At 34.7% G+C, this 12392-nt stretch carries 13 protein-coding genes and 1 pseudogene; 6 read left to right on the top strand and 8 right to left on the bottom strand.

The annotated features are described in order from the left end of the window. Nucleotides 1–11: 11 nt before the first annotated feature. The 3 genes from ABX784_RS05700 to ABX784_RS05690 are packed head-to-tail and all read left to right on the top strand — an operon-like array spanning nucleotide 12 to nucleotide 2946. Nucleotides 12–947, top strand: a complete 936-nt coding sequence (locus ABX784_RS05700; protein WP_372653708.1) for a YhjD/YihY/BrkB family envelope integrity protein — start codon at nucleotides 12–14, stop codon at nucleotides 945–947. Beyond that, nucleotides 947–2479: a hypothetical protein gene (locus tag ABX784_RS05695; RefSeq protein ID WP_372653705.1), complete on the top strand. Its 1533-nt coding sequence runs from the start codon at nucleotides 947–949 to the stop codon at nucleotides 2477–2479. The genes ABX784_RS05700 and ABX784_RS05695 overlap by 1 nt, the downstream gene beginning before the upstream one ends. 59 nt (nucleotides 2480–2538) lie before the next feature. Continuing rightward, nucleotides 2539–2946, top strand: coding sequence for a hypothetical protein (locus tag ABX784_RS05690; protein ID WP_372653703.1), 408 nt, complete (start codon nucleotides 2539–2541; stop codon nucleotides 2944–2946). A 25-nt stretch (nucleotides 2947–2971) separates the two neighbouring features. Here the strand turns inward: ABX784_RS05690 and ABX784_RS05685 are convergent, their stop codons facing one another. After that, nucleotides 2972–3247 carry a hypothetical protein gene (locus ABX784_RS05685; protein WP_372653699.1) on the bottom strand — a complete coding sequence of 92 codons (276 nt, stop codon included), beginning with the start codon at nucleotides 3245–3247 and terminating at the stop codon, nucleotides 2972–2974. A 139-nt stretch (nucleotides 3248–3386) separates the two neighbouring features. Between ABX784_RS05685 and ABX784_RS05680 the strand changes: the two genes are divergently transcribed. The 3 genes from ABX784_RS05680 to ABX784_RS05670 are packed head-to-tail and all read left to right on the top strand — an operon-like array spanning nucleotide 3387 to nucleotide 5255. Then, a complete protein-coding gene (locus ABX784_RS05680) occupies nucleotides 3387–3728 on the top strand; it encodes a hypothetical protein (protein ID WP_372653696.1) in 342 nt (113 codons plus the stop codon). Between the two features lie 7 nt (nucleotides 3729–3735). Beyond that, nucleotides 3736–4521 (top strand): hypothetical protein, encoded by a 786-nt coding sequence (locus ABX784_RS05675; RefSeq protein WP_372653694.1) that lies wholly within the window; start codon nucleotides 3736–3738, stop codon nucleotides 4519–4521. After that, a complete protein-coding gene (locus ABX784_RS05670; protein WP_372653692.1) occupies nucleotides 4521–5255 on the top strand; it encodes a hypothetical protein in 735 nt (244 codons plus the stop codon). Before ABX784_RS05675 ends, ABX784_RS05670 begins: the two co-directional genes overlap by 1 nt. Before the next feature lie 69 nt (nucleotides 5256–5324). Here the strand turns inward: ABX784_RS05670 and ABX784_RS05665 are convergent, their stop codons facing one another. The 7 genes and pseudogenes from ABX784_RS05665 to ABX784_RS05635 all read right to left on the bottom strand — a co-directional run. After that, nucleotides 5325–5816, bottom strand: a complete 492-nt coding sequence (locus ABX784_RS05665) for a hypothetical protein (RefSeq protein WP_372653689.1) — start codon at nucleotides 5814–5816, stop codon at nucleotides 5325–5327. 272 nt (nucleotides 5817–6088) lie between these two features. Next, nucleotides 6089–7351 (bottom strand): coproporphyrinogen-III oxidase family protein, encoded by a 1263-nt coding sequence (locus ABX784_RS05660; protein WP_372653687.1) that lies wholly within the window; start codon nucleotides 7349–7351, stop codon nucleotides 6089–6091. Further along, nucleotides 7351–8388: a uroporphyrinogen decarboxylase family protein gene (locus ABX784_RS05655; protein ID WP_372653685.1), complete on the bottom strand. Its 1038-nt coding sequence runs from the start codon at nucleotides 8386–8388 to the stop codon at nucleotides 7351–7353. Before ABX784_RS05655 ends, ABX784_RS05660 begins: the two co-directional genes overlap by 1 nt. A gap of 9 nt (nucleotides 8389–8397) precedes the next feature. Beyond that, nucleotides 8398–9108 carry a response regulator transcription factor gene (locus tag ABX784_RS05650; protein ID WP_372653683.1) on the bottom strand — a complete coding sequence of 237 codons (711 nt, stop codon included), beginning with the start codon at nucleotides 9106–9108 and terminating at the stop codon, nucleotides 8398–8400. Further along, nucleotides 9105–10004, bottom strand: coding sequence for a sensor histidine kinase (locus ABX784_RS05645; protein WP_372653681.1), 900 nt, complete (start codon nucleotides 10002–10004; stop codon nucleotides 9105–9107). Before ABX784_RS05645 ends, ABX784_RS05650 begins: the two co-directional genes overlap by 4 nt. Beyond that, complete coding sequence (locus tag ABX784_RS05640; protein WP_372653677.1) at nucleotides 10005–11273, bottom strand: glutamate-1-semialdehyde 2,1-aminomutase; 1269 nt, start codon at nucleotides 11271–11273, stop codon at nucleotides 10005–10007. Between the two features lie 2 nt (nucleotides 11274–11275). Then, nucleotides 11276–12392: pseudogene (locus ABX784_RS05635) on the bottom strand (hypothetical protein); the annotation flags it as partial.

Here is a 12392-nt window from a genome sequence, read left to right as displayed (position 1 = left end):
GATAGTTAAGCATGGCAAAAGCAAAATCTCTTGGCAACTTCTCACAAGTCGCGGAGAAAAAAAGTTATGACTTAACAAAGGCGCTACTACTTAGGTTAGTGCAGGGGCTTATTCTATTTAAAAAAAGAAAGGGAGAGGTCATTGCTGGAGCTTCAACTTTCTTTACACTCCTTAGTTTTGCCCCCTTATTACTGCTTTTTATAAATATCATAGGGCTCATCATTTCTGATAATGCCCAGGCCAGAGACTACGTCATGAATGTAGTTCTGCAGTCATTTCCTAAAGTAGACTCTTGGATTTATACAGGGATTGAAAATGTCGTAAATTCACAACTACACGATAGTGGGATAGGTTTCTTAGAGGTTGCCTTTCTTGTGTTTGCCTCAATGGGAATATCAACTTCAATAGTTTTTGGAATAAACATTCTTTCTAAAGTAGATCCTGACGGAGGCCTTCTTGGAGATGATCTAAAGTCATTCTTCATAGGTATAGGAATCACAATTTATATAGTACTGCTCGTCTGTGTAGGTCAGAAGGGACCTGTTCAAGAGTTTTTCCATACCTTTAGTTGGGGGAGTTCATTTGTGACTCTCTTTGATAATAGTCTAGTTAGTTCTCTACTATCGTTTCTATTTTTTAGTTTATTCTATAAGTTTTGTCCTACTATAAAGGTCTCTTCCAGAGACGCCTTCCATGGGGGCGCCACATTTGTACTTTGCTTTCTTTTAGGTCGTAGCTCGTACTGGATATATGTAAAATATTTCAAAGAGGACTTAGTTTCAGATTATGGCGAATTCACCAATTTCATGATTGCACTTATATGGATTTACTTTCTTATGTGCTGTTTCTACTTCGGAGCAAGTGTTGCTTATTCAAGTAAAGAAAAAATAATACCACCAAAAATTAAATCAAAATTTAAAAAGAAGTTTAAAAAGAAAAGGTCGTAATGGAAATTGTATCAAAGTCATTTTTTACATACTTAGATCTCACTATGGATCATTTTAAAATATCTTTAGAAGTGAGAGAGAAATTTCTAGTGTGGAGTGCTGAGTTTTTTGAAATTACTGATGATCATAGAAAGAAGTGGTCTAAGGTAGGTAAGGGGATTGACTACTATACTTTCAAACATTGGATCTCAAAAGATAATAGGTTTGAATCTTCAACTACAATTCTTCCATACAAGAGTTTTAAAATAGACTCTCACTATCATTCACTTGAAAGTGTTTTTGATAAAATGTGTGAAAATAGCTATGAAGAAAAGCTCCAATTTTATCAAGCGCTATCTCTATTGGCCTTAGTGGATAGAAAGTACTTAACTTATAGAGTGGAATTTTTAAATTGGACAGCTTTGTCTCTCGATTTAGAGGATGATGATTGTACAATTATTAGAGAGCATGTAGTTGAAGAGTTTAATCTGTCTTTTGATATTGAAAACTTAAAACAAAATGAGAAAGAAGATATATTTCTAAGTGGCGTTAAGATGGCCTATCTATCTGGTGATATTATTGATCACAATGAAGAAAAACTCTTGAATAACCTTTTAGAAAAAATTGGTGGAGAGTTTAGTCATCTTGAAGATAAGTACTATATGAACTATTTCACTTCATCATTTTCTAAAAATGAACATCACTCAAGACTTGCCATTCATAAAATTGGAGCTGTTCTACTAAGTATAATTGGTTGTGATGACTCTATTGATAAAAGAGAAGGCTCGTGGTTTAAAGAGAATTTAAGTGGGTTAGATAACGCTCTTCTCTCAGAGTTACTCTCTAGTAGTATTGTTAATATTATTGATGGCATGACAAATGAAGATAAGCTTCTTTGTTATATACTAGGTCTAGAGGTTTCTTTATTAGATGAGGTCATTCATAAGAATGAAGCATATTGGTTAAATTATATTTTTGATTCACTAGACAAGAATTTTAAAATGGAGAGAGATCTCTCTCTTGTTTTTATAGAGTCTGTAGGAAGAAACCATAAGTATATATTTAAGAATTTAGGATTTTTCACTCGTGTCTCAAGCTTCTTCTCTTCTAGTATAGAAAAGCATTGGGCAAGTTGGGAGTATCTCTGTGGCATTCTAAACACAAATACAGATAATAATAAATTTTCAAATATATTTCTTAAAGATAAGTACTCGCTAGTTGATAATGAGCAAACTCAAGAACTCATCTATTTATCTTATGCTCTAACATGTGAGTTAAGTTCAAGTAATCTTCTTAGAGGATTAAGTAAGAGAATCTCGCAAAATATATCGAAAGATATAGATGCACGATATGGTGAAATGCTCTTGTGTGAGATATTAAAAATATCTTTTCTAGATCATGAGATCGATTCTCTAGAAGATGATTATCTGCGTGAGCTACAATACCGCTTTAATATCACTGAGAAAGACCTTCATCGTGTTGTTTTCATTACAGCATTTCTTATAGGAAGAAAAATTGAGCTCTCTCCTAGAGTTAACTATAGTTATTTATGATTTTTGACTTTTAGTTAGCTATTTGCTCTCATATAACTACTAACTAACTAGGAGTTTATATGAAGCGTTTATTAATGTTATCTCTAATTTGTTTTGGCCTATCACTGACTATTAGTGCAAATGAAGAATTAGAAACTAGTTCTTATGTGAGCTACTGCACTAACTTTGCTACTTCTGGACAACCAGTAAGCTATTCTTTTTCAAGCTGTATAAATAGAAACTTTAACTCACTAGGTAGAGAGTTTGATTCGCCAGTTTACACTTCTTACTGTAGCAATATTGGTCGTTCTGTAAGCTTTTCATTCGTAAGTTGTATTAACAATAACTTTAGAACTCTTGCTAGAGCACTTGATAGAGCGATCTATCTTCCAAATTGTGCTAGCTACGATAGCAATAGACTATCTCCAAGTTTTGTTTCTTGTGCAAACAGCAACTTCAGAAGAATTCAATACGAATTAGACCTTTAAAACACTGCATATAGGTGGGGGAGAGTTAAATATCTCCCTCAACTAGCACCCTCTTCTTTATAGAGTTCTCTACCTTTGAAAATGTCTTTTCTTTTGTATTAATGAAATCTTCGAGCACTTTCTTATCTTTTACTATGTAGCGCAAGCAAGCGAAGTATTGATCAACAACCTTTGTTATAGAGCACTTTACATCAATAAAACCAGGCAGTTGTCTAGTTTCCAATGTATAGGTGTTTAGCCATAGTTTATAAGCGTCCCTGTCTATATCTGTAATGTCTAATGTGACTTCATACTCAATCATGAAGACCTCCTGTATAAGAATTATAGCTGTAAATCGATTCTTAGATCTACAGAGATGTAAAATGTACTAACTTTTCAATTATTTCTTATTTATTTACCTTTGGATTGATATTGTGCGGCATCAAAAAAAGGGGAAAATCATGAAAAATCTAAAAATCGCACTATTTTTATCACTTATCTCGTTTTCTGCACTTGGTATTGAATGTACTGGTGAGAGTAGAGAAACAAATGGGCGTGAAGTTACTGTAATTAAGGAATCTCTAGTAGATCAAGGTTATGACTATGTGACAAAGTTAGAGTTAGATATAAAGAGCTACTACTTTTCTGCACAGGTAGATGGTGATGATGTTCTTGCTATTATTTCTCTTGGTCCTGATTACACAAGTGGAAATCTTTCAAAAAGTAGCTTTAATAGCGAAGGAAGACTTAAGTTATCTTATGTGACTCCAACAACAACTCTTATCTTAGAGTGTACTAAGTAGGTAGAGAATGAAGCTTATTAGTAAAATAATGATTCTTAGAATTTCTGCGACATTAGTATTTATGTCAACGAGTCATGCAGGTTATAATCCAACTATAGAGTTACCTATGGGGGAGGAGCTTGTTTCAAATCTCTGCTTTGATAGTGGTTATGTAAGAAAGAAGAATTTTACTAATAAGAATAACGTAAGAAGTATTCTCTCAAAGACAATTCTTAAGTTTGTTGACGGTAGTGAATATGTAAAGAATGACTTCATTGCGGCCGAGTACCCGTTCTATAATCCAAAGACAAAAAAGTTTGAAAAAGAAAATCTAGAGGAGTGTTCATTACAACTCATAGTAGAATCTTTTAATGTTGAAGAGGTTCATCGTAGTGCTTCTAGTTCAGAGACAGTGTTTTATGGAAATTTGAAAAATTACGGCGTAAACGATACTGCAATGGAGCAGTGGAAGAAATGGGGCTCTTTAAATAGATTCTTAAACTATTCTGCGCAAAAAGATAGAGTCACGCTCGTATCTGACTTTTCTAAACTCTCTGAGCAGTCTCAGTTAAATGACTTTGTCGCTTGGAGAGACCTTTCAGGTAAAGTTCTTGGTGGAGAGCAAAGTGGTGGCGGTGGAGCTGGGAAGATTCGTGTAAACATGAATATGGCAGCAAAAGATCTTAACAGGTATAGACCAAATCAAAATGCTCTAGAGAGGCTCTTTGGTATCAATTCATTCATTGAGGGAATTGTTTACGATAATAAAAAAGTATCTAGATCTAAAATCTATGTGACGGTGCCTAAAAAGTAATGGAAGAGATAAGAGAATTATCCCATATTCTTAATTCATATTTAGAGCAAAGAGAACATCTTAGCCTTAACTCTCTTGCTAAAAATATGAATATTGCCGAAACAACTCTTAGAAGAATAAAAAATAGTGAACTCAAGCGTTTACCTAAGAATGAAACTATTTTAAAGGTTCTATCTTATATATATAAGTCTAGTGATCTCTATGAACTTCGCTCAAATTTAAGTCCTACAGGCCTAGGTACATATCTCACTGAAGAGTTTCTTCTCTCTGATTCAAATCAAAAACATAGTGTTCAAGTCATAGATGATTCAGTGTCTGATCAAATCTCATATCTTGTATTTAAGCTCGCCTCTAATAGTTGTGGCACTACTAAAGATGAAGTGAAGAGAATGTTTGGAGAGTTAGGAGTTAAGTCTCTTGAAGCTTTGAAGTTAGATGGACTTGTGAGCGTTAATGATGGCACTATTACTTCGAAAATTAGTACATTTAAAGTTTCTAATAAGTACTTTGTCAGAAATTTTAAGGCGGTTAGTGATTTTATTAAAGTAGATTCTCCTGGGGATAATCCTAACTTATTCTATAATCTATCTGAGTCTGTGAATTTAGAGGCCTTTAGAAAAATACATAAAGCTCAAAAAAATGCCTTAAAAGAAATTACGTCTATTATGAATAAAGATGAAAGTAGAGGAGATATTCCTCTCTTTGTTTTAAGTGCCGTCGATACTCTTAAATAATTTCCAAGACCACAAAAAAGGGCCGCATATTTACGGCCCTAAAACACACTAACTCAATAGAACAACTTATTATTTACAAGCAGGAATAGTATGAGTATATGACTCAAGAACTTCATCAATTACTCTTGAATCTCTATTCATTCCACCTCTAGTGTTCCATCTAACTTTTTGTACTGTGTAAGAAAGAGGTCTAACTTCTGAACCGTGTCCAATTCTAGTACATCCATATTCTCCATCTTCTCTACCATACTCAGCACACCATGCTGTTGGCTTAGACTCTGCAGCAAATAAATGTAGGCTTCCAGTTCTTAAGCAACCATTGTTTGCGTCTCTGTATTCATTTGCGTTTCTAAATCTTCTAGAATATTTTACGCACTTGTTTGTAGCTTTATTAATTGTCTTGAAGCTTCCATCTTCTAATTGGCAGATATTTGTAACTTTAACACTTTCAAATTCAAAACCATTCTTCATAAGCATAGTTGGAACATTCATTCCTACGTAAGTATGTGCAAATGATGAAAACGAAAGCATTGTAAGGATAATCATAGATAGTTTTTTCATTTTAAATCTCCTCGATTTATTGGTTAATTAATATTGTCTTTGTTAAAAACGTTTTAGATTTATGAAGATCAACTTTCAATCGAAAAGTCTCATTGATAGTTTATAGTTCGTCGCTTAGAATTTATGGCGAATTATAATTTTGATATTTCTAATATTTAATTAATAGTATGTTCGCCACTTAATTTTTACGGCGAATAGCTAAATATAGATTTTAAAAATTATATTTGGATTTACTTAATAGTAGGTGTTAATTTTTTTAAAAAAAGTGCAGGTTATATTGATTCAATCGTTTGGCAAATTGTTTTGTTGAAGTGCTTTCCAAAAGCAGTGGTAGTGTACGAGTCTGAATCCTCAACTAGGATATCGTAGTTTTTAAATATTTTAATATTTTTTGAAAGTTTCTCGATCTGATTCTCTTCAAAGCAAGTGTTGAGTGTTTCCTTTCTTAATCGTCCCTCACAATTTATTTGAGCAAATAATATCTCGAGAGTTTTTTCTCGATTGGATTTTTTATGAGTCTTTATTGCAGCATTTGGAAATGCTATGTACTTTTCTAGTATTTTATCGTTTTGGTATAGGTAGTCTCTTGTATTAGATATACCTGAAGTTCCTAGTGCAATGAGAGAAGTTTTCTTTGCTCTAGTATAGCCTGTGATATCTCTATTGTACTTAATCCCTTTATTACTATAGTGACCCATTCCAAGAAGGTTGTACCCAGCATCTTTAAGCATTTCATCTGATTGGATATAGAGATCATACATCTCATAAGTTCCAAGGGGTTTGTAGAGGCCTAGTGCATTTTGAAGGTCCATTTGCCATGGAACTTTTGCTAAAGGGTAGTTTGCAATTCTATCAGGTGACAATGAAACAATATCTTCAATAGTCTCTTTAAAAGTCTCTTCTGTCTGAAAAGGGAGGCCGTAGATAATATCTAAATTGATCTCATCGAAACCTAGATCTCTGGAATGATTGACTAGGTCTTTTACCTGTTCAAATGACTGATCTCTATTAACATTTAAGAGAGTGTCCTTATGTGTATCTTGTACACCAATGCTTATAGAGTTAAACCCAACACTTCTTAAGTACTCTAGCTTCTTAGATTGCTCTATTCTTGGATCTGTTTCTAGAGTTCCAATAAAGTCAGGTGATACTTCTGTTCCATCAAAAATTGAGCCTAGAAGATGCTTTATGTCTTCCAGTTCAAGATAGGTCGGTGTGCCACCGCCAAGGTAGATAGAAGATAAGCTAATTTTTGGATTTTTTAACTTGTAGGTATTCCACTCTTCAATAATCTTATTTATATAAGAGCGGAATTGATTCTTTGCTTTTGTTATCTTTATATTACATCCACAGAAAGTACATAGAGATGGACAATAGGGGATATGAATATAGAGATTAATTTCTTCCAGATCTAGCCCGTCGATAATGAATTCTTTATCAAGGTCTCCACTCCAGTCAGGAAGAGACGGATAGTAGCTATAACGTCTTCCTTTGGAGTGGAAATTAATAAGTAGATCTTTTAGATGTTTATTCATTAATAAATAAAATTCTCGTGGATGTAGCTTACTGCATCTCTTACATTATTTTCAGGAGTGTGTTGAAGAACTCCGTGACCTAATCCACAGATCCATTTTTCAAATGGAACGTTTTGATCTTGTAGTCCTTGCCACATTCTCTTTAGGTTAGTTTCTACATGCTCCCATGGAAGGTGTAACCAACTTGGGTCAAAGTTTCCTTGAATATAGTAGTCTTTTCCAAACTCATTAAGAGCTGAACCTAGGTTCATTCTCCAGTCAATTCCAAGTACATCGATATTGTCGTCTTGAATCTCTCTTAGGTATTCCATATGAGTTAGCTTAGAATAATAGATAACTTTCTTTTCTGGGTATCTTGCCTTGAAGGCCTTTGTTACCGCTCTAAGAGCTGGAATGATGTAAGTTTTAAAGTCTTCAATATGAAGTTCACCAACAGCAGTATCAAAGAGACACATAGCATCTGCTCCACCTTCTGCTTGTACACACATATTTTCTACTAACTCTGGCATTAGTTTTTCAAGGAACCCTTGGAAACGTCCGTCATATAGACCTAGCTTTGAGCTTGTTAGGCTTCCCGCATGGCTTCCCTCTGTGGCGTATGAGTAAAGAGTAAAAGGAGCTCCAACAAAACCAAGTAGTGTCTTCTCTTTAGCAAGAGAGTTTCTCAGTAGAGTACAGGCCTCTTTTTGAAAGTTATAGTACTCAGTTGCAGGTGCCTTTACTTTTAGCTTGTCTAGGTCTGCTAGAGTTTCAATTTTCTTATCAAGAATTGGACCTGGGTTATAAACTAGGCCCATATTTAATTGCTCAAGTGGAAATAATAGATCTGAGAATAAAATCGCAGCATCAAAGTTGAAGTCATCAATTGGACCATGAGTAATCTCATTTGCTAGAGCAGGAGTCTTACACATTGTCATAAAATCAGAATCTTTCTTAATGTTTTGATAGTGTGAGTGATATCTTCCGGCCTGTCTCATAAACCATACAGGTACTCCAGTTTTTCCATTTACTTGTGTTCTGTCGTTAAATAATCCCATTCTTTCCTCTTATTTTTCTGTGGCCTTAACATTAAAAATTAATTTATAGCCTATTCCTCTTATACTTTTTATTTCAATTGCATTTTCTTTTGATGTCTCACACCATTTTCTTAAAGATACGATGTAGTTATCTACAGTCCTATTTGAAGGAAATTTATCTTCTCCCCAGACTGTTTCTATTATTTCTTCTCTTGTTGTCGCTTGAGATTCATTTCTTACAAGTAGCTCTAAGATAGAACATTCTTTTTGAGAGATAGGCTGTACTTCTCCAGCTCCATTTTCTACTTCAAATTTTTTAAACCAAATCTTTAAATCTCCCACTTGTAACTCATTAGGGGAGGTCTTTGTTATATTTTGATGTTCTAGTATTCTATTAAGCCTAAGGACTAATTCTTTAAGTGCAAATGGTTTTGTTATATAGTCTTCTGCACCTATTTCTAGGCCCTCGACTCTTGTCTCTGGATCATTTTGAGCAGAGAGAAAGAGTAGGACAAAGTCCTTTCTTATTTTTCTAAACTCTTTAGCAAGATCAAGACCGTTGCCATCTGGAAGTCCAATATCCATAAGTATTATGTCAGGAGTTCCCTCTGTGAAAGATATTCTTGCAGTCTCAGCACTTGTTGCCAGTCTACAGTCATGACCAAGGTCACTTAGGTACTCTTGCAGTGTAATACCTAGGTTCTTTTCATCTTCAACAATTAATATCTTACCTTGAATCATTTAATTACCTTATTGAATGTAAGTGTGGTTTCTAAGGAATTCACTCCTCCAAAAGATATCTTTCCATTCATTAGACCCATAAACTTCATAATTAGGTAGAGTCCAATACCGCTGCCTTTTTTACTATTGTGCTTATAGAAAATAGTACCAAGCTTTGATCTATCACCAGTGAAAGTTCCCTGGTCTTTATATTCTAGACTTATTTGTTTTAGGTCTTTGATTTCATCAATTGTTATTTGAACAATTTCTGAACTCGTATGGTTCTTAGTGTTTTCAAATAGGTTCTTGAGTGAGAGTTCTACTGCGAGCTCATCTCCAAGTACTTCATAAGAGTTTCCGTGTACCACTTTTACTTCATAGGTATTTTTGTAGTTATTGGAGATCTTATTTACAAGTGTTAGCAGATCAATTGGTTTTAGGTTTAATGTTCCACCTCTTTCTAGTCTAGAGAGTTGTAGAATTTTATCCATCTGAGTTTCAAGATTAGCTGTATCTTCAATTAGTCTGCTGGTTAGTTTAACTAGTCTTTCTGAATTTAATGTCTCCGCCACATCTGTAATCACTTCTGATTGAAGTCTAATGCTTGCTAGGGGAGTTTTAAGCTCGTGAGTAAGGCTCGCAAAGAATGACTGAAGTGCTTTTGTTTTTCTGTGATCTTTGAAAAATACGATCAGAAAACTTATTGTTAAAAATAGTATGAGAATAATAAAAGTAGAAGCTTCCCATTTCAGCATTCTAATAATATTAGATCCAAAGCCTATATCAGGGATTGATTGAGTGATCACTTCTAGCTTGTCTCCAAATACATAGAGAAGATAGGTCCACCAAATTGCGAGCGCAAGGGTAGTCCCAACTAGAAGTGTCGTTAATATGATTAGGCTTCTATTTTTTTTCAATTACTTCCAAAGCCTCGTTTCTAATTCTTTTATTACTTCATCATTATGAGCAAGACTTACAAATCCTACTTCATATGCATTTGGAGAGAGGTAAATTCCCTTGTTTAGAAGTGTTTCAAATAGAGGGTTAAACTTCTCTGTAATATCTGTAGGGATTTTATCCATACAGTTTATTCCTTCTTCAGAAACTATCCAAAATAATGAGCTATGTCCTGTTAGAGAGTAGTGAGCAAACTCACCATCATTGTATTCTTTTAACCACTTCGTAAATACAGAGATAATTTTTTGAGCATTAGCATTTAACTCTGCATAGGCCTCAGTTGTCATCTTCTTAAGAGTTTCAAGTCCACCAACCATTGCTAGTGGGTTAGCACTTAGAGTTCCGGCCTGATAAACACTTCCTACTGGAGCAAGGTTATCCATTATTTCTTTCTTAGCAGCAATGGCACCAACAGGTAGTCCACCACCGATGATCTTACCGTAAGTTACGATGTCTGGAGTTATCCCTGTTAATTCGGTCATTCCACCAAAAGCTACTCTAAATCCTGAGATAACTTCATCAAATATAAGTAGGGCATCATTTTTCTTTGTGATTTCTCTTAAGTACTCAAGGAAGCTCTGGTCTTGAATTAAAAGACCGTTATTTGCTGGAAGTGGCTCTATGATAATACCAGCAATTTGTCCTGGATGATCTTTAAAGCATTGCTCAATACCTTCTCTGTCTCCAAGCTCTAGTACTAAAGTGTCGTCAGAAACACCTGAAGGTACACCGGCACTTGAGGCCTCACTAGTTCCAGCAAGTCCTGAACCTGCTTTAATTAACATACTGTCAGTATGTCCGTGGTAACAACCATTGAATTTTATAATTTTATTCTTCTTTGTCGCGCCTCTAGCAAGTCTAAGTGCTGTCATAACAGCTTCAGTTCCAGAGTTAACAAAACGAATTTGATCAACAAAGTTTAATCTAGAAAGTAGGTATTCAGCTAGATCTAGTGAGTACGGCTCACATGTTCCATAACTCCATCCTCTAGATAGAGCAGAGACTAGGCTCTTTTCAACATCTGAGTCTTTGTGTCCAAGAACTAGAGGACCAAAGCTCATGCAGAAATCTATATAATCGTTTCCATCAATATCTTCTATCATTGCCCCATGAGATTTCTTTATAAATCTTGGAGTTGTATGAAGTCCTTTAAAACTTCTAACAGGTGAGTGGACTCCACCTGGTACTAATTTCTTTGATTTTTCAAATAATTCATTCTGAGTCGTCATTCTTATCCCCTAAGCCAGTTTTTAAAGTCTTCAATACCAATAAAGACCTTGGCCTTAATATTTTCTTTTTCAAACTTATTTTTCGTTTTTCCAAGTCCTGTACAGTGGAACTTGTCTTTTATCTCTGGAACAGCTTTTACAAATTCAAGGTATTGATTAAAGCTTGTCCAAAAGAATACTTCAGTGCTCTTTAGCTTAGCGATGTATTCCGAAGACATCTCGTTAAGAACTCTGTCGTAGCACCCAACAACTTCTCCATGAGCGGATGTTGAATCTCTATGTGTAAGTACTTTTAGTGGTGATTTCTTATTCATAACTTGAATACACTTAGAGTTTCTAAGGATCTCTAACTCTTCATGTCCTAGGGAGTCACTTGTACCATTTACCCAGAAACCTCTTTTTGCAAGTTGCTTCATGGTCTTTGTTCCAGCTGCCCAAAGGTTCTCTACTTTATCTTTAGACTCTTCTAGTTGTTCAATACAGTAGTTACTAGTTACAAAGAAGTCTGAGTTTTCTTTGATTGAAATAGGTGTCGTCGATTTCTTAACTATATACTCATCATATAAGTATTGATCATTTTCAGCTTTTGAAGAGGGAAGACCGATAAATGCGCTTTCTTTATTTCCTGAGAATGTCTCTGATACTGACTCTAAATGAATCTCGTTAACTTCAACTTCTCCAGACACTCCGCGGTGAGTATGAAGGTATTCATTTCCAGACTTTCTAACATTTATTCCTACTGCTAGGTGACAACCACCTCCGTAGCTTGCAAAGGCTGATCTCTCTCTGCTTACTTCACTTACAGTATCTTTATCTTCAATTAATTTTAATTTTTTTAAGAGTTCAGTGTTTTCTTCATTACACTCAATTGCTAGTGCACCTTGAGAAGCAGCAGAAGGCAGTTCACTCTGTGGAAGAATCATATAATTTAAGTCTTTTAAAAGAACTTCTAACTCTTTTAATGACTTCTCACTATGGGCAAGTCTTTCTATTCCTGGTAGTGCTAGTACAATAGCGTCGTAGTCTCCACTTACTAATTTACCGATCCTAGTGTTTACATTTCCACGCAACATCTTAGTCTCTACTTTGATATTATCAGTAGGTAGGAAGTCCTTTAGT

It is taken from the genome of Halobacteriovorax sp. (genome assembly GCF_041587335.1).
Taxonomy (GTDB): domain Bacteria; phylum Bdellovibrionota; class Bacteriovoracia; order Bacteriovoracales; family Bacteriovoracaceae; genus Halobacteriovorax.
The sequence above is the reverse complement of the archived record's forward strand: the minus strand, read 5'-3'. Positions and strand labels throughout refer to the sequence as shown.

Coding starts and splice junctions, on each gene's coding strand:
- ABX784_RS05695 (WP_372653705.1), top strand. CDS start 947: ATGGAAATTGTATCAAAGTCATTTTTTACATACTTAGATCTCACTATG.
- ABX784_RS05665 (WP_372653689.1), bottom strand. CDS start 5,816: ATGAAAAAACTATCTATGATTATCCTTACAATGCTTTCGTTTTCATCA.
- ABX784_RS05660 (WP_372653687.1), bottom strand. CDS start 7,351: ATGAATAAACATCTAAAAGATCTACTTATTAATTTCCACTCCAAAGGA.
- ABX784_RS05650 (WP_372653683.1), bottom strand. CDS start 9,108: ATGATTCAAGGTAAGATATTAATTGTTGAAGATGAAAAGAACCTAGGT.
- ABX784_RS05655 (WP_372653685.1), bottom strand. CDS start 8,388: ATGGGATTATTTAACGACAGAACACAAGTAAATGGAAAAACTGGAGTA.
- ABX784_RS05680 (WP_372653696.1), top strand. CDS start 3,387: ATGAAAAATCTAAAAATCGCACTATTTTTATCACTTATCTCGTTTTCT.
- ABX784_RS05690 (WP_372653703.1), top strand. CDS start 2,539: ATGAAGCGTTTATTAATGTTATCTCTAATTTGTTTTGGCCTATCACTG.
- ABX784_RS05685 (WP_372653699.1), bottom strand. CDS start 3,247: ATGATTGAGTATGAAGTCACATTAGACATTACAGATATAGACAGGGAC.
- ABX784_RS05640 (WP_372653677.1), bottom strand. CDS start 11,273: ATGACGACTCAGAATGAATTATTTGAAAAATCAAAGAAATTAGTACCA.
- ABX784_RS05675 (WP_372653694.1), top strand. CDS start 3,736: ATGAAGCTTATTAGTAAAATAATGATTCTTAGAATTTCTGCGACATTA.
- ABX784_RS05700 (WP_372653708.1), top strand. CDS start 12: ATGGCAAAAGCAAAATCTCTTGGCAACTTCTCACAAGTCGCGGAGAAA.
- ABX784_RS05670 (WP_372653692.1), top strand. CDS start 4,521: ATGGAAGAGATAAGAGAATTATCCCATATTCTTAATTCATATTTAGAG.